This window comes from Pseudomonas sp. R3-56 (assembly GCF_051132075.1).
GTDB lineage: Bacteria > Pseudomonadota > Gammaproteobacteria > Pseudomonadales > Pseudomonadaceae > Aquipseudomonas.
Genome location: NZ_CP071657.1, coordinates 2,729,198 through 2,753,239 on the forward strand (window position 1 = coordinate 2,729,198; position 24,042 = coordinate 2,753,239).

The 24,042-nt window shown below is 61.2% G+C and carries 15 protein-coding genes; 8 read left to right on the top strand and 7 right to left on the bottom strand.

Translation table 11 applies throughout. The annotated features are described in order from the left end of the window. Nucleotides 1-161 precede the first annotated feature (161 nt). From J3P96_RS12420 to J3P96_RS12440, 5 genes are read left to right on the top strand one after another with little or no spacing between them, the layout of a single operon-like run. Nucleotides 162-3,626, top strand: a complete 3,465-nt coding sequence (locus J3P96_RS12420; protein ID WP_434657472.1) for a response regulator — start codon at nt 162-164, stop codon at nt 3,624-3,626. Next, complete coding sequence (locus tag J3P96_RS12425) at nt 3,626-4,441, top strand: CheR family methyltransferase (RefSeq protein ID WP_434573896.1); 816 nt, start codon at nt 3,626-3,628, stop codon at nt 4,439-4,441. Before J3P96_RS12420 ends, J3P96_RS12425 begins: the two co-directional genes overlap by 1 nt. Beyond that, the gene (locus tag J3P96_RS12430; RefSeq protein ID WP_434657475.1) at nt 4,438-5,025 is read left to right on the top strand and encodes a chemotaxis protein CheB; all 588 of its coding nucleotides are present in this window, start codon (nt 4,438-4,440) and stop codon (nt 5,023-5,025) included. Before J3P96_RS12425 ends, J3P96_RS12430 begins: the two co-directional genes overlap by 4 nt. Nucleotides 5,026-5,030: 5 nt before the next feature. Further along, the gene (locus tag J3P96_RS12435; RefSeq protein ID WP_434657477.1) at nt 5,031-6,296 is read left to right on the top strand and encodes a hybrid sensor histidine kinase/response regulator; all 1,266 of its coding nucleotides are present in this window, start codon (nt 5,031-5,033) and stop codon (nt 6,294-6,296) included. Then, the gene (locus tag J3P96_RS12440) at nt 6,289-6,666 is read left to right on the top strand and encodes a response regulator (RefSeq protein ID WP_434573902.1); all 378 of its coding nucleotides are present in this window, start codon (nt 6,289-6,291) and stop codon (nt 6,664-6,666) included. Before J3P96_RS12435 ends, J3P96_RS12440 begins: the two co-directional genes overlap by 8 nt. A gap of 869 nt (nt 6,667-7,535) precedes the next feature. Here the strand turns inward: J3P96_RS12440 and J3P96_RS12445 are convergent. The 7 genes from J3P96_RS12445 to J3P96_RS12475 all read right to left on the bottom strand — a co-directional run bounded on the left by J3P96_RS12445 (nt 7,536) and on the right by J3P96_RS12475 (nt 19,158). Continuing rightward, on the bottom strand, nt 7,536-9,206 hold the full coding sequence (locus J3P96_RS12445; protein WP_434657480.1) for a response regulator: 1,671 nt from the start codon (nt 9,204-9,206) through the stop codon (nt 7,536-7,538). After that, a complete protein-coding gene (locus tag J3P96_RS12450) occupies nt 9,203-10,705 on the bottom strand; it encodes an ATPase domain-containing protein (RefSeq protein WP_434657483.1) in 1,503 nt (500 codons plus the stop codon). The genes J3P96_RS12445 and J3P96_RS12450 overlap by 4 nt, the downstream gene beginning before the upstream one ends. Before the next feature lie 153 nt (nt 10,706-10,858). Further along, entirely contained in the window at nt 10,859-11,914 is a 1,056-nt protein-coding gene (locus tag J3P96_RS12455) for a tetratricopeptide repeat protein (protein ID WP_434657486.1), read from the bottom strand. 447 nt (nt 11,915-12,361) lie between these two features. Further along, a complete protein-coding gene (locus tag J3P96_RS12460; RefSeq protein ID WP_434600942.1) occupies nt 12,362-13,786 on the bottom strand; it encodes an efflux transporter outer membrane subunit in 1,425 nt (474 codons plus the stop codon). Then, nucleotides 13,783-16,962, bottom strand: coding sequence for an efflux RND transporter permease subunit (locus J3P96_RS12465; RefSeq protein WP_434657489.1), 3,180 nt, complete (start codon nt 16,960-16,962; stop codon nt 13,783-13,785). The genes J3P96_RS12460 and J3P96_RS12465 overlap by 4 nt, the downstream gene beginning before the upstream one ends. A gap of 15 nt (nt 16,963-16,977) precedes the next feature. Then, entirely contained in the window at nt 16,978-18,231 is a 1,254-nt protein-coding gene (gene mexE, locus J3P96_RS12470) for a multidrug efflux RND transporter periplasmic adaptor subunit MexE (RefSeq protein ID WP_305500743.1), read from the bottom strand. 162 nt (nt 18,232-18,393) lie between these two features. Then, nucleotides 18,394-19,158 (bottom strand): substrate-binding periplasmic protein, encoded by a 765-nt coding sequence (locus tag J3P96_RS12475; RefSeq protein ID WP_434657492.1) that lies wholly within the window; start codon nt 19,156-19,158, stop codon nt 18,394-18,396. 395 nt (nt 19,159-19,553) lie between these two features. On the opposite strand from J3P96_RS12475, the gene J3P96_RS12480 reads away from it, so the two are divergent. Genes J3P96_RS12480 through J3P96_RS12490 form a run of 3 tightly spaced genes read left to right on the top strand, consistent with a single transcriptional unit; the run spans nt 19,554 to nt 23,950 of the window. Next, complete coding sequence (locus J3P96_RS12480; protein WP_434657494.1) at nt 19,554-21,302, top strand: type I secretion system permease/ATPase; 1,749 nt, start codon at nt 19,554-19,556, stop codon at nt 21,300-21,302. Then, nucleotides 21,289-22,608, top strand: a complete 1,320-nt coding sequence (locus J3P96_RS12485; RefSeq protein WP_434657497.1) for an HlyD family type I secretion periplasmic adaptor subunit — start codon at nt 21,289-21,291, stop codon at nt 22,606-22,608. Before J3P96_RS12480 ends, J3P96_RS12485 begins: the two co-directional genes overlap by 14 nt. A gap of 1 nt (nt 22,609) precedes the next feature. Continuing rightward, nucleotides 22,610-23,950 carry a TolC family protein gene (locus J3P96_RS12490; protein ID WP_434657500.1) on the top strand — a complete coding sequence of 447 codons (1,341 nt, stop codon included), beginning with the start codon at nt 22,610-22,612 and terminating at the stop codon, nt 23,948-23,950. Nucleotides 23,951-24,042 lie beyond the last annotated feature (92 nt).

Consider the following 24,042-nt stretch of genomic DNA (forward strand, 5'->3'; position numbering starts at 1 on the left):
CAAGAAAGGATCTATAGTACAAGAGCTGACAAGGATAGTCGCATCCTTATGACCCGGTCGTACCGTCAGGAAATTGTGGCATTGCCTTGTCAGATGTGTGGATCCAACCCGTATTTTTGGGCAAACTCCATCGTCTTCAACTGTCCACCAAGGCCTTTTCCATGACTCCTTCGTCTTCGGTCGACGAACAAAGTTTTCGCAAGCTCCTGAGCCGCAATATCAGCCTGCCGCTGGGCATGGGTGCACTCAGCGCGGTGTTTTTCATCGTGTTGATCACTTATTTGCTGTCGGTGATCCAGTGGGTCGGGCACACCGATCGCGTCATCAACAATGCCAATGAAGCGCTGAAGCTGAGCGTTGATCTGGAAACCGGCATGCGCGGTTACCTGCTGAGCGGCGACGAGCATTTCCTCGACCCTTACGAGGTGGCCAAGCCGCGCATCGCCGTGGCCCTGGATACATTGTTGGAACTGACAGCCGACAATCCCGTCCAGACCGATCGCCTGCGTAAGGTCCAGGCACTGCAGACAGAATGGGCCAACTATGCCCAGGGCATGATCGACCTGCAGCGCAGCAGCGGTGATTACCGCGGCGCGGTGAAGAAGGGGCGTGGCAAACGGTTGACGGACGAGATCCGCACGACCTTCGAAGACATCGTCGAAACCGAGCAGCAGTTGCGCGCCGAGCGCAACGAGCAGGTGCGTACCACCACGCTCTGGAGCATTGCCCTGTATTTGCTCTTCGTCGCGGCCATCAGCGGGTTGCTGGCCTACGTGGGGCGGCGCGATCTGTTGGCCCTGTCGAGCAACTACAGCGCGAGCCTGAAAGTCCAGCAAGAAAGCGCCCTGCATCTGGAAAAGCAGGCGTGGTTGCGCAACGGCCAGACTCAACTGGCCGAGCAGGTGCTCGGCCAACTGACGCTGAATCTGTTGGGGCGCAACATCCTGCAATTCTGCGCCCAGTACCTGGGCAGCGTTGTTGCCGCACTGTATGCGCGGGAAGAAAACGGCGTGCTCAAGCGCATCGCCACCTATGGCATGTCCCGGGAAGACGACGAACAGCACCAGATGGTCATGGACGGCGAAGGCATCGTCGGGCAGGCCGTGCGCCAAGGGCGGCTCATCCGTCTGGATGACGTGCCACGCGATTACCTCAAGGTCAGCTCAGGGCTGGGCCAAGGGTTGCCCAACTGCGTGATGGTGGTGCCGACCCGTGACGACGACCGCATCAATGGTGTCATCGAGCTGGGCTTCCTGCGTCCCCTGACCGGGCGGGACATCGAGTTGCTGGAACTGGTGGCCGGCAATATCGGCACCTCCATCGAAGCGGCCCGTTACCGTCAGCGTCTGCAGGAAGTACTGGCCGAAACCCAGCAGCTTAACGAAGAGTTGCAGGTGCAGCAGGAAGAACTCAAGACAGCCAACGAAGAACTCGAGGAACAGTCGCGCATCCTCAAGGAATCCCAGGCCCACCTGGAAGCCCAGCAGCAGGAACTGGAGCAGACCAACGAGCAGTTGGCCGAGCAGCGCGACGCCATGGACCAGAAGAACAGCGAGTTGAACCTGGCCCAGATCCAATTGCAGGAGCGCGCCGAAGAGCTGCAGCGTTCGAGCAAGTACAAGTCCGAATTTCTCGCCAATATGTCCCATGAGCTGCGCACGCCGTTGAACAGTTCGTTGATCCTGTCCAAGCTGCTGGCGGAAAACCCGCAGAGGAACCTCAGCGACGAACAGGTCAAGTTTGCCGAGTCGATCTACTCCGCCGGCAATGACTTGCTGAACCTGATCAACGACATCCTGGACATTTCCAAGGTCGAGGCCGGAAAACTCGAGGTGCGCCCGGAAAACACCAGCGTGCCTCGCCTGGTCGAAGGGCTGCGGGACATGTTCAAGCCGCTGGCGGCAGACAAGGGCCTGAGTTTCGAGGTGCAGTTGCAGCCTGACGCTCCGTCCATGCTGTATACCGATCGCCAGCGCCTGGAGCAGGTACTCAAGAACCTTTTGTCCAATGCGGTGAAGTTCACCGAGCAGGGTTCCGTCTGCCTGACTGTCACCGGCCAGCCCGGCGCGGGTATCGCGTTCATGGTGCGCGACTCGGGGATCGGCATTGCCGCCGACCAGCAGCAGAGTATTTTCGAGGCGTTCCGCCAGGCCGACGGCACCACCAATCGGCGTTACGGCGGCACCGGCCTGGGGCTGTCGATTTCCCGCGACCTGGCGACGTTGCTCGGCGGCTCGATCTCGGTCTCCAGCGAGCCGGGGCAGGGCAGTGTGCTGGTGATGCCTGGGCGTTATGTCGAGCCAGGGGAGGCGCCTGTCGAACCGATGGCGTTCACCCCGACGACCACTGCCCCGGCCCATGTGCCGGCTCCGACACTGGTCGCCGAGGTGGAAACCCCTGTGCCGCAATTTGCCGATGACCGGGACAAGGCGCCTTTCGCTACCCGTTGCATTCTGGTTATCGAAGACGAACCGAAGTTCGCCCGTATCCTGTTCGATCTGGCCCATGAACTGGGCTATCAGTGCCTGGTCGCCCATGGCGCTGACGAAGGCTTTGACCTGGCCTTGCAACTGAGCCCGGACGCGATCCTGCTGGACATGCGTTTGCCGGACCATTCCGGGCTGACTGTGTTGCAGCGGCTCAAGGAGCAGGCCCAGACCCGGCACATCCCGGTGCACGTCATTTCCGTCGAGGACCGCGTCGAAGCGGCGATGCACATGGGCGCGATCGGTTATGCCGTCAAACCGACGACCCGAGAAGAGCTCAAGGACGTTTTCGCGCGCCTGGAAGCCAAGCTGACCCAGAAGGTCAAGCGCGTGCTGCTGGTGGAAGACGATGACTTGCAGCGCGACAGCATTACCCGGCTGATCGGCGACGATGACATCGAGATCACCGCGGTCGGCCTGGCTCAGCAGGCGCTGGACCTGCTGCGCACGCATGTCTATGACTGCATGATCATCGACCTCAAGCTGCCGGATATGCTCGGCAATGACTTGCTCAAGCGCATGTCCAGCGAGGAGATCTGCTCGTTTCCGCCAGTGATCGTCTACACCGGGCGCAACCTGACCCGTGATGAAGAAGCCGAACTGCGCAAATACTCGCGCTCGATCATCATCAAGGGCGCGCGTTCGCCAGAACGCTTGCTGGACGAAGTCACACTCTTTCTGCACAAAGTCGAATCGCGGTTGTCCCATGAACGACAGCGGATGCTGCAGACCGCCCGCAGCCGCGACAAGGTTTTCGAAGGCCGCAAGGTGCTGCTGGTGGACGACGATGTGCGCAACATTTTCGCCCTGACCAGCGCCCTGGAGGCGAAAGGCGCCGTCGTGGTCATCGGCCGTAACGGTTACGAAGCGATCGAACGCCTGAACGAAGTCGAGGATATCGATCTGGTGCTGATGGACGTGATGATGCCCGAGATGGACGGCTTTGAAGCCACCGCGCTGATCCGCAAGGACCCGCGCTGGCGCAAGTTGCCGATCATCGCCGTGACCGCCAAGGCCATGAAGGATGACCAGGAGCGTTGCCTGGCGGCGGGCTCCAACGATTACCTGGCCAAGCCGATCGACCTGGATCGCCTGTTCTCACTGATTCGCGTGTGGTTGCCGAATATGGAAAGAATCTAGTGGAACGAAACACTGACATCGAACTTCGTTTGTTGATCGAAGCGATCTATTTGAAGTACAGCTACGACTTTCGTGACTATTCCGGCGCCTCCATCAAGCGCCGGGTCCTGCATGCGTTGAATCAGTTCGAATGCAAGACCATCTCGGCCCTGCAAGAGCGCGTACTGCACGACCCGAGCGCGTTCATGCAATTGCTCCAACTGCTGACGATTCCGGTCAGCGAGATGTTTCGCGACCCTGCGCACTTCCTGGCCATTCGCGAGGAAGTGGTGCCGCTGCTCAAGACCTATCCTTCGATCAAGATCTGGATCGCCGGTTGCAGCACCGGTGAAGAGGTCTACTCGATGGCGATCCTGCTGCACGAAGAAGGGCTGTTGGACCGCACGTTGATCTACGCCACGGATATCAACCCGCGTTCACTGGAGAAAGCCAAGCAAGGCATTTTTTCCCTGGAGAATGTCCGGGCCTACACCCAGAATTACCAGCTCGCCGGAGGCCGGCGTTCGTTTGCCGACTACTACACGGCCGCCTACGATTACGCCATGTTCGACAAAACCCTGCGTCAGAACGTGACCTTTGCCGATCACAGCCTGGCGACGGACAGTGTGTTTTCCGAAACTCAATTGATTTCCTGTCGTAACGTATTGATTTATTTTAATAAAAAGCTGCAAGATCGCGCATTTGGATTGTTTCATGAGTCCCTCTGCCATCGTGGTTTCCTGGTGCTGGGCAGTAAGGAAACACTGGATTTTTCGGCTTTCGGCAAGCAGTTCGAGCCGTTGGTCAAACAGGAACGGATCTATCGCAAGTTATGAGCCCAATGACGGACAGATCCAGGCCCCTGATCGAGGCCATCGTAGTCGGCGCTTCCGCCGGAGGCGTCGAGGCGCTGCTCAACATCTTCACGCCGCTGCGCAAGGGCTTCAGCCTGCCTGTCCTCGTGGTGCTGCATTTGCCCGACGAACGTAACAGCCAGTTGGCCCAGGTGTTTCGTCATCGCCTGGCGATACCCGTCGAAGAAGTCCAGGACAAGCAGGACATACGCCCGGGCACGTTGTATGTCGCAACGCCCGGTTATCACCTGTCGATCGAGGCTGATCGCAGCCTGTCACTGAGCCTTGAAGCGCCGGTGCACCATTCGCGGCCATCGATCGACGTGTTGTTCGAGTCGGCCGCCGATGTCTATGGTCCTGGTCTGCTGGCAGTGGTCCTGACCGGTGCCAACAGTGACGGCGCCAGGGGGCTGGCCAGAGTGAAAGAGCTGGGCGGCATCACCGTCGTCCAGGACCCGAAGGAGGCACAGGTTTCCACCATGCCCGAAGCGGCGCTTACGTTGCATGAGCCCGACCATATCCTAACTTTACAGGGCATCGGCCAGTTGCTGGCCGGGCTGGAATGAACCACATGCCAAGAGATATTCAAGCCAAACTGCTGATCGTCGACGATCTGCCTGAGAATCTGTTGGCCCTGGAAGCGCTGATCAAGCGCGAAGACCGCGAGGTCCTCAAGGCCTTGTCGGCGGATGAAGCGCTGTCGCTGCTTTTGCAACACGACTTTGCCCTGGCGATCATTGATGTGCAGATGCCGGGCATGAACGGATTCGAACTGGCCGAGCTGATGCGCGGCACGGAAAAGACCCGCAGCATCCCGATCATTTTTGTCAGCGCCGCCGGCCGCGAGCGCAACTATGCATTCACCGGCTATGAAAGCGGCGCGGTGGATTTCCTGCATAAGCCGCTGGACACCCACGCGGTCAAAAGCAAGGTCAGCGTGTTCGTCGAGCTCTATCGCCAGCGCAAGGCGATGAAGGAGCAGGTGCTCGCTCTCGAGCAGAGTCGCCGGGAGCAGGAGCAATTGCTCCAGCAGTTGCAAGCCACCCGTGGCGAGCTCGAGCAGGCGGTGCGCATGCGGGACGATTTCATGTCGATCGTCGCCCATGAGGTTCGCACGCCGCTTAACGGCCTGATCCTGGAAACGCAGTTGCGCAAGATGCACTTGGCGCGCGACAACGCCTCGGCGTTCACCCTGGACAAGATCAAGGCGATGGTTGAACGCGATGAGCGCCAGATCAAGAGCCTGATCCGCTTGATCGAGGACATGCTGGACGTGTCCCGGATTCGCACCGGGAAGTTGTCCATCCGTCCGACCCGCTTCAACCTGACGGCGCTGGTGGAGAACCTGCTGCGCAACTTCCAGCCGCAGATCGCTGCCGCCGAATGCTCCGTGAGTTGTACCGCCGAGCCTATGGTGGAAGGGCACTGGGATGAGTTTCGCATCGAGCAGGTGGTCTCGAACCTGCTGACCAATGCGTTGCGTTATGGCAGCAAGAGCCCGATCGAAGTGCGCGTCTACCAGACGCCCGACCACGCCTGCATCGAAGTGCAGGATCACGGTATCGGCATCAGCGAAGAGAACCAGAAGCGCATCTTCCAGCAGTTCGAGCGGGTATCGTCCAAGGCCGCCACCGCTGGCCTGGGGCTGGGCTTGTTCATCTCCGAGCAGATTGTCACCGCCCATGGCGGTATCATCACGGTCAATAGCCGCCTCAACGAAGGGGCGTTGTTTCGCGTTTGTCTGCCTTTTCAGAAAACTGGCGAACGGACGCAACCTCTGAGTGGCCCCAAGGTCGTATCAGCAGCGATTGATCCAACAAAGGCTTCTCATGAGTGAAGATGCGCAAGACGTTGTACTGATTGTCGAGGATGATCCGTCGATCCTGATGGTGCTGTCGGCCTACCTGTCTGGCGAAGGGTACCGGGTGCTCCAGGCTGAAAACGGCGAGCAGGCGTTCGAGATTCTGGCGAGCAAGCCTCACCTGGACATGATGATTACCGACTTCCGTCTGCCGGGGGGGATTTCCGGGGTGCAGATCGCTGAGCCTGCGGTGAGGTTGCGTCCGGACCTGAAGGTCATCTTTATCAGTGGGTATGCTCAGGAAGTGCGCGAGACCGATAGCCCCATCACGCGCAAGGCGCCGATTCTGGACAAGCCGTTTGATCTGGATGTGTTGCAGAAGATCATGCAGGGGATGTTGTCGTAGTTCAGCCGGGCGGTTCGCTGTTGGGCTTGGGTGTATATCCATTTTTTGCGTGACGGCCGCTTAGGGTTCCGCCCTTACGGCGGGTCACTTTTTTCAGACGCCAAAAAAGTAACCAAAAAGGCTTTGCCCCACCACTCGGCACCTCGCCCAGGCTCGGTGTGCCCTCACTCCGGCATTGCTCCGTGGGCCCGCCGCGAAGGGCCGTCCCTGGCCCAGCGCGGCTATCCCGGCATCCATGCCGGGATGCCCACTGCACAATGCCTGCGTTCGGCCAGCGTGGTTAACGGGGCGCTGAGATCAAGATCAAAAGCACAGCAAGAGCAAGAGCAACAGCGGGCACATGCAAGCATTTGCGTAGCTGACCCACCGCTATCGCGAGCAGGCTCGCTCCCACATTGGATTTTGGGCAGACACAGGCCTCACGGCACACAGCAATACCTGTGGGAGCGAGCTTGCTCGCGAAGGGTCCAGTCCATCCAACATCTGCATTGACTGACACTCAGTCTTCGCGAGCAGGCTCGCTCCCACGTTGGATTTTGGGCAGGCACAGGCCTCACGGCACACAGCAATACCTGTGGGAGCGAGCCTGCTCGCGAAGGGGCCAGTCCATCCAACATCTGTATTGACTGACACTCAGTCTTCGCGAGCAGGCTCGCTCCCACGTTGGATTTTGGGCAGACACAGGCCTCACGGCACACAGCAATCCCTGTGGGAGCGAGCCTGCTCGCGAAGGGGCCAGTCCAGCCAACATCTGCATTGACTGACACTCAGTCTTCGCGAGCAGGCTCGCTCCCACATTGGATTTCGGGCAGACACAGGCCTCACGGCACACAGCAATCCCTGTGGGAGCGAGCCTGCTCGCGAAGGGGTCAAACCTTGATCATCTCCCGCACCTTCGCCGTCAACAGATCAAACGTGAACGGCTTGGTGATCATCTGCATGCCTGGGTCGAGGAAACCACCGCGCACCGCCGCGTGTTCGGCGTAACCGGTGATGAACAGCACTTTCAGATCGGGGCGGATCTGCCGGCCGATTTCCGCCAGTTGCCGCCCATTCATGCCGGGCAGGCCCACATCGCTGATCAACAAGTCGATGCGCTGGTTCGATTGCAGGATCGGCATCGCCGCGTTTGCGTCGCCGGCCTCGACGAAGGCGTAGCCCAACTCGCTCAGCACCGCGCTGACCAACACCCGCACCGCCGCATCATCTTCGACGATGAGCACGGTTTCGCCATTCTGCGCGTAAGGCGCCTGCTGGGTGACGGCGGCTGGTTCGTGTATCTCCTCGCCCACAAAGCGCGGCAGATAAAGGCTCACGGTGGTGCCTTTGTCGACCTCGCTGTCGATGGTCACGTGGCCACGGGACTGCTTGCTGAAGCCATAGATCATCGAAAGGCCGAGGCCGGTGCCCTGGCCGATCGGCTTGGTCGTGAAGAACGGATCGAACGCACGGTGCATCACCGATTCCGGCATGCCGCATCCGCTATCCTGCACGCTTAATACCACGTAGTCCCCGGGCTCCAGGTTGGTGTAGGCGTCGGTGAAGCCGGTGTCCAGGTATCGATTGAACGTCTGCACCAGCAGTTTGCCGCCACCCGGCATTGCATCGCGGGCGTTGAGTACCAGGTTGAGCAGGGCGCTTTCAAGTTGATTGGGGTCGGCTTCGGCGATCCAGAGTTGCTCGTCCAGTTGCATTTCCAGGCGGATGCTCTCGTTGAGGCTACGCTGCAGCAACTCGCCCATGGACAATACGAGCGTGTTCATTTGCACAGCCTTGGAGTCCAGCGATTGCCGCCGGGAGAAGGCCAGGAGCCGATGCGTCAGGCCTGCCGCGCGATTGGCCGAGGTCACGCCCAGGTCGATCAGGCTGTCCAGGTCTTCGGTGCGGCCGCGCGCCAGGCGTCGGCGCAGCAATTCGAGGCTGCCGATGATGCCGGTGAGCATGTTGTTGAAGTCATGGGCAATGCCGCCGGTCAATTGGCCGACTGCTTCCATTTTCTGCGACTGGCGCAGGGCTTCTTCGTTATGTCGCAGCTGGGCGGTGCGCTCCTCGACCTGTTGTTCCAGGGTTTCGAGGGTTGTTTGCAGGCGCAGCTCGCTGTTGCTCAGGTCGATCAGCCGGTCCCGCGCTTCGTATTGCCTGCGGCGTCCGCGTAGCGCGGTGGTCACCAGGCTGACGAGCGTCACCGGATGGAACGGACGCTCCAGGAACGTCACGTTGCCCAGCTGGACGCCGATGCGTGCCACCGGGTTCTGCTCCGGGCCACCGTGATGAGTCAGCAGGACAATCGGCAAGTCGGACCAGGCCGGCTGCTGTTCGATGTGCTGGAACAGGGTTTCCAGATCCGGCCCGACCAGGGCTTCCGATGAAATCACCAAAAGGCCTGCGCCTTGCCCCAATTCTTCGCATAAATGGCCCAGATGACTGCAAACGAGGCCGTTGAAACCGGCTTCCTTCAGAATCATCAGGGCAATCTGGCTGTCCCGTCCGAGCGGCGCGAGAATCAGCGCCCGCTCGGACAGTGGCTCGGCCGACGTCACGGAGTGCCATCCTCAAGCAATGGGTTGTCCGCACCCATATAGGTCGGTACGCCACGCAACACGCCCTGGAATGCTTCCAGCGGTTGGCCGATGGTCATGCCCAGCTTGCTGATGCGATATTCACGGATAGTCGACTCATGGGCGCCGGTGCGCTTCTTGATAACGGAAACCGCCCGGCGAACCTTGCCCAGCGCTTCGAAGTAACGCAGCAGGATGACGGTGTCGGCGAGGTAGGTAATGTCCACTGGCGCCTGCATGTCGCCCACCAGACCATGCTGCGCGACGGTCATGAAGGTCGCCGCGCCTTTGCGGTTGAGGTAGAGCAACAGCTCATGCATATGCAAGACCAGGGCATTTTCTTCCGGCATGGCGGCCTGGTAGCCGTTGATGCTGTCGATCACCACGGTTTTGATGTTGCCGTCACTGACGCAACGCCGCACACGATGGGAAAACTCACCCGGAGACAGCTCCGCGGCATCGACCTGCTCGATCAGCAGGTTGCCGGTTTTTTGCAATTCGTGCAGATCGATGCCGATGTTTTTCATGCGCTCGAACAGCAGCCCCAGCTCTTCGTCGAAGATGAACAGCGCGGCTTTTTCTCCGCGGCGTACGGCAGCTGCAGCAAAGATCAACGAGATCAGCGATTTGCCGGTACCGGCCGGACCGAGAATCAGCGTGCTGGAGCCGGTCTCGATGCCACCGCCCAACAGGGCGTCCATTTCGCCGATGCCGCTGGACAGCTGCTGACGCAGGTACTGGCCGCGATGCTCGGCGGCCACCAGGCGAGGGAAGACGTGCAGGCCGTCGCTCATGATGGTGAAATCGTGGTAGCCGCCACGGTATTTCTGCCCGCGATACTTGACCACCCGCAGCCGGCGCCGTTCGGCACCGTAGTTGGGGGTCAGTTCCTCGAGGCGGATGACGCCGTGGGCCACGCTGTGCACGGTCTTGTCCAGGGATTCAGTGGTCAGGTCATCCAGGAGCAGGACCGTGGCGTCATAACGCACGAAGTAGTGTTTGATCGCGAGGATCTGCCGACGGTAGCGCAGAGAGCTTTGCGCCAGCAGGCGGATCTCCGAAAGACTGTCCAGCACGACCCGGGTCGGCTTGATGCGCTCCACCACTTCGAAGATCTGCCGGGTCGCTTCCCCCAGTTCCAGGTCGGAGGAATACAGCAGGCTCTGCTGCTGATCGGCGTTGAGCAGGCTCTCGGGCGGGGTCAGCTCGAAGATGTGGATGCTCTCATCGAGCGTCCATCCATGGGAGGCCGCGCCCTGACGCAATTCACGCTCGGTTTCCGACAGCGTGATATACAACGAGCGTTCGCCGGCCTTGGCGCCGGCCATCAGGAAATGCAACGCGACCGTGGTTTTACCGGTGCCCGGCTCTCCCTCCAGGAGAAACACGTGACCCCGGGACAAACCACCGGAAAGGACATCGTCCAGCCCTTCGATCCCGGTGGCGGCTTTTGCGCTGATCGACTCGTTAGATGTAATCAAAAATAACCCTCTCATGACTAGGGAAGTGGGCAGCAGGCGGGGTATCGCCTGAAAATGAACTGCCTGAACACTTGACCTTTGGCAGTGATGGCGGTTCCGCTTCCTTTGACAAAACGCGCACTGCTGCACAACTTTCCACCCGCGCGAATGGGCCTACAGGCCTTGTTGTATCGCTGGGTCGTCGGGGTTCAGTTGTTCCAGTTGGGCCAATAAAACCTGGACATGCTGCAACTGACCGGTCTCCTTCCAATAATTGATCAGCAATACCCGCGCCTTGCGATCGGCGGGGTAGCGCTGGACGATTTCCTGTAGCTGTTTCTGCGCGGCTTCCACCTCCTGCTCGGCGTGCAAAGTGGTCGCCAGGTCATAGCGGTAGTGCCGGTTCTCAGGCTCAAGCTCCACCGCCTTGGCCAGGCCAAGCACGGCGTATTCGGTCTGCCCGTGCTGGAGCAGCCACATGCCCAGCGCATGTTGCAGATAAGCCGATGCCGGCTGGGTTTGCAACTGCCGGGCGAGCAGTTGGCGTGCAGCTTCGGCCTGGCCTTGTCGGTCCAGCACATCGACCTGCATGACCAGCGCCGGCAGGTTGTCCGGCTGCAGGCGCAGGGCCTGCTCCAGCGCCTGCTGGGCTTTTTCCAGATCAGCGTTATGCAGGTACAGCCGGGCAAGCTGATACAGGGACTCGGTGGTGGGTGGAGCGTCGTTGAGCACTTGCTTCCAGGTGTCGGCGGCGATCTGCATCGCGCCGAAATACAGGCCCAGTTCATCTGGCGAAAGACCCAGCAGGGCATTCACGGCGGCAAACCGGACGTCCGGCTCGTTGTCCTCCAGGAGCGGGCCGAGCAACAGGCTGCGCTGAGCGTTCGGCACCAGCCCGACGATGCTGTCGATGGCCGCGCGGCGCACCTGCGGCGATTCGCTGTGCAAGTCCGCTTGCGCCAGTTTCAGGGCCTGGGGGCTCGGGTAGTTGGGCAGCTCGGCGTGCAAGCGTACGCGGCGCTTGGGTGAAAGGTCCGGGCGTCCCAGTTGCTGGTAAAGCATCCGCGCCGCGCCGGGCTGCCCGTTGCGGGCGTTGTCCAGGGCCTCACTGTAACCACGTTTGATTGCTTCGGGGATTTGCGGCGCGGTGCTGCGTAGCCATATCGCGACGAGACCGATGGCCAGGACGACGGCAAGGCTGAGAAGGAGGTAGCGACGAGACGAGGACATTCAGGTAATCCGTAACCAGAAGCGTGAAGTGTCGCAAGCTTCGGTCAGGTCCGGGCTTGAGTCAAACCTGAATAGCGGTGGGGGATCTGTGGGAGCGAGCCTGCTCGCGATGGCGGTGGGACAGGCAATGACATTTCATCGCCAGGGACCCGATATATCAGACAACCCTGTGGCGAGGGAGCTTGCTCCCGCTGGCCGGCAAAGCCGGCCCTGGCTGTCTTCAGGCAGACCGCGTCAGCCGGTTTTGCGACTGCTGCGCAGCCGAGCGGGAGCGAGCTCCCTCGCCACGGGGTATCTGGGCTGGCCTCATCGCGAGCAGGCTCGCTCCCACAACAGGCTTTTCCAAAAGCGCTGGTCGATGAACAAAAAAGCCCCGCGACCGAATGAGACGCGGGGCAAAGGGATTGGTTGGTTGCGGCCAACCAAAGGAGCTCGGTTGGGGAGGGCTCAGTTGCTGGCGACGGTTTCCGGTTGCCAGCCGCCGCCCAGGGCCTTGTAGATCGCGACGATGCCGCGATACAGATCCACTTCGGCCTGGGCCTGGCTGTCCTCGGCAGCGAGGCGTTCGCGCTGGGCGTCGAGCAGCACGAGGAAGTCCTCGGTGCCTTCGCGATAACGGATCTCGGCCAAGTCGGCGGCCGCGCGGCTCGATTCGCTCTGGCGGATCAGCGAGATCAGCCGCTGTTGGCGTTTGCCGTAATCGCTGAAGGCGTTTTCCGACTCTTCCAGGGCCAGCAGCACCTGCTGTTCATAGTTCGCCAGGGCGCCATCAGCCTCGGCGCTAGCACCGCGCAAGCGCGCTCGCACACTGCCCAGGTCGAACGCAGCCCAGGTAATGCTTGGACCCAGCGCCCAGGCATTGGCCGCCGAGGAACCGATCTGCGAACCGCGTCCGGCGGTGAAACCGAGGAAACCGCTGAGGCTGACCCTTGGGAACAGGTCGGCCTTGGCCACGCCGATGCGCGCCGTGGCAGCCGCCAGTTGACGCTCGGCACTCAGGACATCCGGACGGCGTTGCAGCAGTTGACCGGGGTCGCCAATCGGCAGTGCCTTGGCAATCGCCGGCAGCTGTTTAGGGCTCAGGTCCACGCTCAGCTTGTCCGGACGCTCGCCCAGCAATGTCGCGATGCGGTTGCGCTGGCGCGCCTGTTCGGCTTGCAGTTGCGGCACGCTGGCTTCCACCGCGGCCAGGCGCGCGTCGGCACGCACCACGTCGAGCTGATCGCCGACGCCGGCATCACGCAGGCTTTCGGTGATCTTGCGCGACTCCTGCTGGTTCTGCAGGTTGGCCAGGGCGATTTTTTCACGCAGTTGGGCGCCGCGCAGCTGGCCGTAGGCGTCCACCAGTTCGGCGATCATGCTCACCTGCAACTGATAGAGATCGGCCTCGGCGGCCTGCTGGTCGGCATCGGTCGCTTCCAGGTTGCGCTGGATGCGGCCGAACAGGTCCAGTTCCCAGGCCATGTCCAGGCCCAGGTCATAACGCTCGGAGTTGACCCGGTCGTCGGTCTGCCCCATCGGGTTCTGGCCTTTGCCCAGCTCGCTACTGGCGCGGCTGGTGATGGTCGGCATTGCATCATTGCTGGCGTCGTCGCGAATCGCCCGGGCGGCCCGCAGGCGGGCGAAGGCCACGCGCAACTCGCGGTTGCCGTCCAGGGAGCGAGTCACCAACGCGTTGAGGGTCGGGTCGTCGAACTGCTGCCACCAGATACCTTCGAACCGCGCGCGGTCGAAGTTCTTCTGGCCGGCGGCGCCGTCGGTGGCGGCGGTGATGTTGGCCGCCTCCGTTTTCGGTGCCTGGTAGTCCGGGCCCACGGCGCAGGCGCTTAACGCCAGGACCAGCAGGCTTGGCACGAACGCTTTCAAACTCATTGTTGCGCCTCCAGTTTCAAGGCCCGGGCCGCTTTGCGGGCCTCGCTGCGCTCGACGAAGTTACGGATCAATACGTAGAACACCGGGGTCAGCAGCAGGCCGAAGAAGGTTACCCCAAGCATGCCCGAGAACACCGCGACACCCATGGCGTGGCGCATTTCCGCACCGGCGCCGCTGGAGAGCACCAGGGGCACCACGCCCATGATGAAGGCGAAGGAGGTCATCAGGATCGGCCGCAGACGCAGGCGGCAAGCTTCCAGTACCGCAGCCAGCGGGGTCATGCCTTCGAGCTGTTTATCCTTGGCGAACTCGACGATCAGAATCGCGTTCTTACAGGCCAGTCCGACCAGTACGATCAAGCCGATCTGGGTGAAGATGTTGTTGTCGCCACCGGAGAGAATCACCCCGGTAATCGCCGACAGCAGCGTCATCGGTACGATCAGGATCACCGCCAGAGGCAGGCTCCAGCTTTCGTATTGGGCCGCGAGCACCAGGAACGCCAGCAATACGCAGAGCGGGAACACGAACAACGCGGTGTTGCCCGAAAGAATCTGCTGGTACGTCAGGTCGGTCCACTCGTACGTCATGCCGTTGGGCAATTCGTCCTTGAGCAGTTTCTCGATGGCTTTTTCAGCCTGGCCGGAGCTGTAGCCCGGGGCGGCGGCACCGTTGATTTCAGCGGTGATGAAGCCGTTGTAGTGCATCACGCGGTCCGGCCCCGAGGTGTCGCTGACCTTGATGAAGGTCGCCAGCGGGATCATCTCGCCACGGTTGTTGCGCACCTTGAGCTGGCCAATCTGGTCCGACTCGAGGCGGAACTGCTGCTCGGCCTGGACGTTGACCTGGTAGGTACGGCCGAAGCGGTTGAAGTCGTTGGCATACAGCGAGCCCAGGTAGATCTGCAAGGTGTCGAAGATGTCGCTGACCGCTACGCCGTGGGTCTTGGCTTTCTCACGGTCGATGGCGGCATCGACCTGAGGCACGTTCACCGTGTAGCTGGTGAACAACCCGGCCAGTTCCGGCACGTTGTGGCTCTTGGTGATGATGTTCATCGTCTCTTTGTACAGCTCGTCGTAGCCCAGGTTGCCCCGGTCTTCGATTTGCAGGCGGAAACCACCGATCGTGCCCAGGCCCTGTACCGGCGGCGGCGGGAAGATCGCCATGTAGGCTTCCTGGATCTCCGAATACTGGCCGTTCAACGCACCGGCGATGGCACCGGCCGACATACTCGCGTCCTTGCGCTCATCAAAAGGCTTGAGGGTCACGAAGACGATGCCGGCGTTCGGGCTGTTGGTGAAGCCGTTGATCGACAGGCCCGGGAAGGCCACCGCGCTTTCAACGCCCGGCTGCTTGAGGGCCATTTCGGACATGCGCTTGATCACGTCTTCGGTGCGGTCCAGGCTGGCGGCGTCCGGCAGTTGCGCGAAGGCCACCAGGTATTGCTTGTCCTGGCCAGGCACGAAACCGGTTGGCGTGTTGGAGAAACCGAAGAAGGTCAGCACCATCAAGCCTGCGTAAAGGATCAGGGCAATGCCGCTGCTGCGGATCACGCGGCCGACGGCGCCTACATAGCTGTGGCTGGCACGGTCGAAGAAGCGGTTGAACGGACGGAACAGCCAGCCGCCGAAGATCTTGTCGAGGAGCCGCGAGAAACGGTCCTTGGGCGCGTCATGGCTCTTGAGCAATACCGCGGCCAGGGCTGGCGACAGGGTCAAGGAGTTGAAGGCCGAGATCACCGTCGAGATGGCAATGGTCAAGGCAAACTGCTTGTAGAACTGCCCGGTCAAGCCACTGATGAAGGCGGCGGGAACGAACACCGCGCAGAGCACCAGCGCCGTGGCGATGATCGGGCCGGTCACTTCACCCATGGCGCGCTTGGTGGCTTCCACCGGCGTAAGCCCGAGGCCGATGTTTCGTTCGACGTTCTCCACCACCACGATGGCGTCATCCACGACGATACCGATGGCCAGTACCAGCCCGAACAGCGACAGGGCGTTGAGCGAGAAGCCGAACAGGTGCATGACCGCGAATGTACCGATCAGTGACACCGGCACCGCCACCAGCGGGATGATCGAGGCGCGCCAGGTCTGCAGGAACAGGATCACCACCAGCACCACGAGGATCAGCGCTTCGAACAGGGTATGCACTACCGCTTCGATGGAGCCGCGCACAAAGATCGTCGGGTCGTAGACGATGCTGTAGTCCATGCCGGCCGGGAAGCCTTTTTTCAGCTCATCCATTTTCTCGCGCACATCGTTGGAAATCTGGATGGCGTTGGAACCCGGGCGCTGGAAGATCGGGATCGCCACCGCCGGCTGGTTGTCGAGCAGCGAACGCAGGGCGTATTGGCTGGAGCCCAGCTCCACCCGTGCGATGTCTTTCAGGCGAGTGATTTCACCATTGGCGCCGGAACGGATGATGATGTTCTCGAACTCTTCCTCGCTGACCAGGCGACCCTGGGTGTTGACCGAGAGTTGGAACGCCTGGGCATTCGGCGCTGGAGGCGCACCCAGGGCACCGGCGGCAACCTGGCGGTTCTGCTCGCGGATCGCCGTGACAACGTCGGTAGCGGTCAAGTTGCGCGACGCAGTCTTGTTCGGATCCAGCCAGACCCGCAGCGAATAATCACCCATGCCGAACAACTGCACATCACCGACGCCGCCGAGGCGCGCCAGCTCATCCTTGATGTTGAGCAAGGCGTAGTTGGACAGATAAAGCATATCGTAGCGTTTGTCCGGCGAGGTCAAGTGCACGACCATCGTCAGGTCGGGCGACGCCTTGTCCACCGTGATGCCGATCCGGGTCACTTCCTCCGGCAACTTGGGCTCGGTGCGGGTGACGCGGTTCTGTACCTGCACCTGGGCGTTGTCCAGGTCGGTGCCCAGGGCGAAGGTGATGGTCAGGGTGATCTTGCCGTCGGCGGTGGACTGCGAGGACATGTAGAGCATGTTCTCGACGCCGGTGATGGCTTGTTCCAGAGGCGCGGCTACGGTTTCACCGATGACCTTGGGGTTGGCACCGGGGAAGTTGGCGCGCACGACCACGGTCGGCGGCACGACTTCGGGGTATTCGCTGATCGGCAGCTGGAACAACGAGATCGCACCGGCGATCAGGATCAGCAGCGAGAGCACCGCTGCGAAGATCGGCCGCGAAATGAAGAACTGGGAAAATTTCATCTTGAGTTCAGTCCCTTAGCCGCGTGGGGACGCAGAGGCCAGTTTGCCTGCGGAGCCGGACGCTGCCTTGTTGGGCGCGACCTGGGGCAGGTTGCTGGCTTCGAGCGCTTTACGTTGTTGTGCCAGGGCGGCGAGTGTCTGCTCGCTGGCCATCGGCACGGTTTCAGGCGTGACCGGCGAACCCGGACGGGCCCGTTGCAGTCCCTTGACGATAATGGTGTCGTCCTTGCTCAGGCCGTTGCGCACGATACGCAGGCCTTCGATCTTCGGCCCCAGCTCGACGGCGCGGTACGCCGGCTTGTTGTCGGCGTCCATCACCAGCACGAATTTCTTGCCCAGGTCGGTGCCGACGGCTTCGTCGTTGATCAGCACGGCGGAGTAGGTGCCGCTGCCCACCAGTTTCAGTCGGGCGTACAGGCCAGGGGTGTAGGCGCCGTCCTTGTTGTCGAACACCGCGCGGCCACGGATGGTGCCGGTCTGCGGGTTGACCTGGTTGTCGACGAAGTTCATCTGGCCCAGGTGCGGGTTGCCTTCCTCGTTGGACAGGCCCATGTAGACCGGCGTGGCCTGGCCGCGCTGGCCCTGGCGGGCGAGTTGGGTGTACTTGAGGAAGACGCGCTCGTCGGCGTCGAAGTAGGCGTAGACCTTGTCGGTGGAGACCACGCTGGTCAGCGGCGTGACGTCGGCGGTCACCAGGTTGCCGGCGGTGATTTCCGCCCGGCTGACACGGCCGTTGATGGGCGAGGTGACCCGGGTGAAGCTGAGGTTCAGCTTGGCCAGGTCCAGTTGCGCCTGGATGCCGGCCACGGCGGCGCGGGCTTCTTGGGCTGCGGTGGTGCGCGAATCCGCCAGTTCAGCTGAAATCGCATTGCTCAAGCGCAGGCGTTCGCCACGCTGGGCCTCGTTCTCGCTGCGCGTCGCGGTGGCGCGAGCCTGGGCCAGCTGGGCTTCGAGACGACGCACTTCAGCCTGGAACGGGCGCGGGTCGATCTGGAACAGCAGGTCGCCTTTCTTGACCAGCGCGCCTTCGGTGAAGGCCACTTCATCGATCTGCCCGGAAACCCGCGGGCGGATCTCGACGGTTTCCGGCGCTTCGAGGCGCCCGGTGAACTCGTCCCATTCGTTGACGGGTTGCTCCAGTACCTTGGCCACACTGACTTTGGCCGCCGGCATCGAAGCTGCCGTGTCGGGGGTCTTGCCGCACGCGCTGATCACCAGCACTGCCAACAGTGCCAGGGGAAAGCGCAATTTAGAAAGTGAATGTTCCATGGATAGCATCCGCCAAGTGTATTGAGATGGGCGGATGATGCGTGGCAAGGCTGAAAGGAACGAATCGAATGAAGCAAAGGTAACTATCATTCGGAATGATATAAGTCATTGATGAGCCATGGCATACGGCAACTGTGCAGTGGATCGGTGCCAGCCGGCTACTTAGTCAGGCAGATATACCTCACGTATCCGCTTGATCGTGCCGTCCTTGCGCAGCGCCTCGACGGCCCCACGCAAGTCTTCGACGATTTTTTCGGAGCAGCGCCTGGAACACGCCAGATAGAGGTCGGCGCTGCTGCCAACCGGGCTCATCAGCAGTGTGCGGCTGGACACCTTCGGCCAGATATAGCGACTCTCCGGAACACCGTTGAACCAGGCATCGATACGCCCCATCAGCAGCATCTGGGCAGGGTTGTCACCGATGGCCAGCGGATAGATCTGTTCGTCGCTGAAGCCTTCGGCGCGCAGGATGTCCTCTTGTGCACTGCCCAGGCCGACGCCGATCTTGCGGTAGGTTGCTTTCGCCTGGGCGAAACTGGTGACCTGCCGGTCGAGGCTGAAGAAGGCGCGCTCCATGGGCATGATCGAAGCGATCCAGGTGAAGCGATCCTCGCGCACAGGAATGCGCGACAAGGGAGCTATCAGGTAGTCGTGTTCTTCGCTGACATGTTTTTGTGCCCTTGCCCAAGGCAGCAGGTGGATCTTTGGCGTATACCCGGCCCGGGTAATCGCCTGCACCGCGACGTCACCGACGATGCCGTACCCCCTGGGGTCGTTGATGAACGTCAGCGGAGGTGCGTCCGGGATGTGCAGCTCGATGACTTGTGGCTCACCGTGCGCATGAAGGATAACCAATGACAAGAGCGCAAAGCAGAGCCGCCAGAGTGCCTTGGGACGACCATTCAATACGCGTGGAATCCGGCTCATGGTCGATACTTCAGGCATTGAAAAAAGGGCCGCCATTCTACATGCGCGGCGCAGGGAACATTATCGTTCAGGCCAGTGCCGGGGAGGGCGGTGTTTCCCTTGCGGTTCGGCCGTGCTTCCCGGGCATGTCTTTATTGTCGTGTAGCCCGGGTGCGTACACCTGTAGGTATAGATCATCCTGCCGGCGAAAGCCTGCGGGCTCGTAATTAATAGCCGGTTGTTGCAGCTGAAAAGTTTCCCTACAGAACTGCTCGTGTTTGCCGATACAGCGCACATAATCTTTGTCGCGCAGGCCTTTGCGACCTGTCCTGCGACTGTTTTTGAAGGCGTTCGTGTATCTGTACTCCCTACGATCCTCGCAGGTTTGAACATAAGCGGACCTCAGGGAATGAACCATGTCAGCCCACACCCGGACCGAGTTGGAAGGCGCGCTTGCCGCATGCAAGGGCAGCTTTCTTTCCGTGGCCTTTTTCAGTTTTTTCGTCAATTTGCTGATGTTGGTCCCCTCGTTCTACATGTTGCAGGTGTATGACCGCGCGGTAGCCAGCGCCAGCCTGTCCACCCTGTTGATGCTGACGCTGATCATGTTGCTGTTGATGAGCACGATGGGCGGCCTGGAATGGGTTCGTTCGCGGATCATGGTACGAATCAGCACGCGCCTCGACACGCTGCTGGGGCAGCGTCTGTTCGACGCCAGTTTCAGGCAGGCACTCAATACCAGCGGCATGGACGCCACAGCACAGCCATTGAGCGACCTGAACGCGTTGCGCCAGTTCCTGACCGGCAACGGTCTCTTTGCGTTTTTCGATACGCCATGGATTCCAATCTATCTGGCCGTCATGTTCATCTTCCATCCCTGGTACGGTTGGATGGGGTTGTTGAGCGCGGTCCTGCTGGGGGCGTTGGCCTTCGTCAACGAAAAGCTCACGCAAGTGCCGCTGCAGGATGCCAATCGCGAGCAGATGGCCGCCACCGCTTTTACCAACAAAAGCTTGCGCAATGCCGAGGTGGTCGAGTCGATGGGCATGCTTGCCAGCCTTCGCGAACACTGGAGCAGGCGGGTCCATACAGTGTTATCCCTGCAAAGCCTGGCCAGCGACCGCGCCACGACCGTTGCGGCGATATCCAGGACGTTCCGCCAGATTGTGCAATCGCTGGTGTTGGGCCTGGGCGCTTACTTGACGATCAATCATGAAATCACGCCCGGACTGATGATCGCCGGCTCCATTTTGCTGGGCCGGGCGCTGGCCCCTATCGACCAGTTGATTGGTGTGTGGAAAAACTTCCTGGGCGCACGCTCGCAATACGCGCGACTGCATGAGTTGCTGGCCAGGCACGCCGCGGATCCGGAGCGCATGTCACTGCCTGCGCCGGAGGGCACGGTCCGCGTCGAGGGCCTTTCGGTCGGTTCTCCGGGCAGTCGTAAACCGATTATCCGTGGCCTGGACTTCAACGTAGCTGCTGGAGAAGCAGTGGGCATCATTGGCCCCAGTGGGGCAGGCAAATCGACGCTGGCCAGGGCGTTGCTGGGAATCTGGCCAAGCCTGACCGGCACCGTGCGCCTGGACGGCGCGGACATCAGCCAATGGCGCCGGGAGGAGCTGGGTGCGTATATCGGTTACTTGCCGCAGGACATCGAACTGTTCGAAGGCACCATCAGCCAGAACATTTCGCGTTTCGGCCCGATGGACGCGTCTGCGGTGGTCGCCGCCGCACGCATGGCCGGGGTGCATGAGATGGTGCTGCAATTGCCCGATGGCTACGACACGCTGATTGGTGCCAACGGCGGTGGACTGTCCGGCGGGCAGCGCCAGCGTGTCGGGCTGGCCCGCGCCTTGTACGGCGAACCGCGCCTGGTAGTGCTCGATGAGCCGAATTCCAACCTGGACGACGCCGGAGAAAAGATGCTCGCCGAGGCGCTGCGAAAGCTCAGGCAGAGCCGGGCCACGGTGTTTGTCATTACCCATCGATCCGGGATATTGGCCCAGGTGGATAAATTACTGGTTCTCAACCATGGCGAAAGGAGCCTGTTCGGGCCTCGCGACAGTGTCATGGCGCGGCTGCAGGGCGCTACGCCTGCGGCTCGCCAGGCTGGAGCCATTGAGCCGCAGGATGCGGATGGGCAGCGTTATGCAAAACAGTAAGCAGTTTTCCGTTGATGTGGCCGGGTTGGCCATAGATGACAGGCCGGTACGGCGCATCGGTTACTCCTTGCTGCTGGTCACCTTTGGCCTGTTTGGCGGCTGGGCGGCCCTGGCGCCGCTGGACAGCGCGGCCCTCGCGCCGGGTGTGGTCACGGTAAAAAGCTATCGCAAGACTGTGCAGCATCTGGAAGGCGGCATCGTGCGCGAGCTACGTGTGCGTGAGGGTGACCTGGTGAAAGCGGGCGATGTGCTGCTGGTGCTCGACAATACCCAGGCCCGTTCGGAGATGGAGGCGATGCGCAGCCAATTGATTGCTGCGCTCGAACTCGAAGCCCGACTGGTGGCGGAGCGTGACGCGTTGCCGGAGCCGCTGGCCGTGTCCACCCTCGACCCCGCCGACCCGCGCGTTCACGAAGCCCGCGACAGTGAAGCGCGGATCTTCCAGGCCCGAAGGACCTCGCTGCAGGGCGAAATTGCCTTGCAGGAGAAGTCCATCGGCCAGATCGAAGAGCAGATTCGAGGCTATAAGGCCATCGTCGCGAGCAAGCAAGCGCTGGCCACGTCTTATGAAGAAGAGATTGCCGACCTGCGTGCATTGTTGGCCGAAGGCTACGTGGATAAACAACGTCTGCGCGAGCAGGAGCGCAGCCTGTCGCGCTTGCAGGCCGAAATAGCCGAAAGCCAGTCGGAGAGCGCACGAGCGCGCGTCCATGCGGACGAAGCGCAACTGAAGATTCTCCAGCTGAAAAAAACCTTCGCCAGTGAAGTGGCAGGTTTGCTGGGTGAAGCGCGAAGCAAGGCCTACGAGTTGCGCGAACGACTGGCCACCTTGCAGGATCGCGACCAGCGCACCGACATCCTCGCCCCGGAGTCAGGCCGGGTCATAGGGATGACCGTGCACACCCTGGGCGCCGTGGTCAGCCCTGGGACCGCCCTGTTGGACATTGTCCCGGCCAATGAAGAGCTGATTGTCGAGGCGCAGGTTTCGACCGTGGACATCGACCGTATCGCGCCGGGCAGGCTGGCGGACATTCGCTTCAGCGCGTTCAAGAGCAGCACCACGCCTGTCATCGAAGGGCAACTGGTGCAGATATCGGCGGATCGTCTGGTCAACCAGGACACCGGCACTGCTTATTACCTGGCGCGTGTAGCGTTGACCGACAAGGGGCGCCAGGCGCTGGGCAATCGTGCCCTGGTGCCGGGGATGCCGGTCGAAGTGCTGATCAACACAGGGGCGCGGACGTTGTTGGAGTACCTGATGCAGCCTGCCAGCAATGCTTTCGCCCGTTCGATGATCGAGGATTGACATGAGATCTCTGATCATCCTGTGCGCGATCCTCGCGCCGCTCGGCGCCCTTGCGGACAGCGCGCCAACGTCTTCCCACGTGGATCTGTGGCAATTGCATCAGGAAGCACAGGGCGCCGATCCACGCGTTCTGCGAGCACAGGCCTTGATTCGCAGCGGGAAGGGCAACGAGCGCGCCGCGTTCGGCCAACTGCTGCCGCAGCTCAACGCCAGCGGTAGCGTCAATCGCAGCCGGCGTGACGATGATGTCAGCCGCATCCAGTACAACGGCAAGCGCATGGCCGTGGTGCTCAACCAAGTAATCTACGATCCGCAGGTCTGGCGCAGCTACCGCAAATATGTGGAGTTGGCCCGGCAGAGTGAATACGAATCCGACGACACCCAGGTGCAGGCCAGTATCGATTTGTCTGAACGCTACTTTGCCGTTCTCGCGGCCGAGGATGAACTGTCTCTGGTGCGCAGTGAACTGGACGCAACCGAGCGCAACCTCAAGCGAATAAATGCCTTGTATGCGCGCCAGATGGCGATGGTAACCGACAGGCTTGATCTCGAGGCCCGCGTGGATACGCTCAAGGCAGACGAGATCGAAGCCAGCAACAAGGTCGCGATCAGTCGTGAGGCTATTTCCGAGCTGGTGGGGCGTGATGTCCATGAGCCGTTCAAGCGCATCGCAGAGAATCCTGCCTTCAGCCTGCCGGCGCAAGCACAGGACTATTGGGTGCATGCAGCGCTCGATAGCAACCCGGCACTGCATGCCCGCGAACACAGTATCCTTGCAGCCGAGGCGGCTGTTGGTGAAGCCAGGGCCGGTCATCTGCCCAGGCTGGGCCTGAATCTCACGGCGCAACGCAGTGACATCGGCTACGAAGGTGCCTTGACTCCCCGCACGGATAACCTGGTCGCTTCCCTTGATTTGCAAGTGCCCCTCTACAGTGGCGGCTCCACCCGCGCGCGGGTGTCCAGTTCGGAAAGTGACAAGGAGGTCGCCCAGCAGGAACTGGAGGCCTTGCGCCGCCAGGTCATCAAGGAAACTCGCACTGCCTATCTGGGCATGACGGCCGAACTCAGCCGTATCAAGGCGACCCGACGCGCCCTGGAGTCCGCGGAAAAGTCCAGAATAGCTACCGAGAAAGCCTTCAACTACGGCGTCAAGCATGCCGTGGACGTGCTGGATAGTATCCAGGAAGAGTTTCGCGCACGACGCGATTTCTATCAGTCCCAATACCGCTTCGTGACCAGTCTGCTCGTGCTGCATCGCTGGAGTGGAAGATTGGCAGACGAGGATATCCGCAAGGCCAATGACTGGCTGGTTGCGCCTTGGTCAGACCGTTCGGCACAATAATGGCTAAATGATATTAATGCGTCAGTTTCTGATGCAAAATGATCCCTTTGTAGCGGTCGCATCCAGGATAGACCGCAGATTGCCCACAGGAA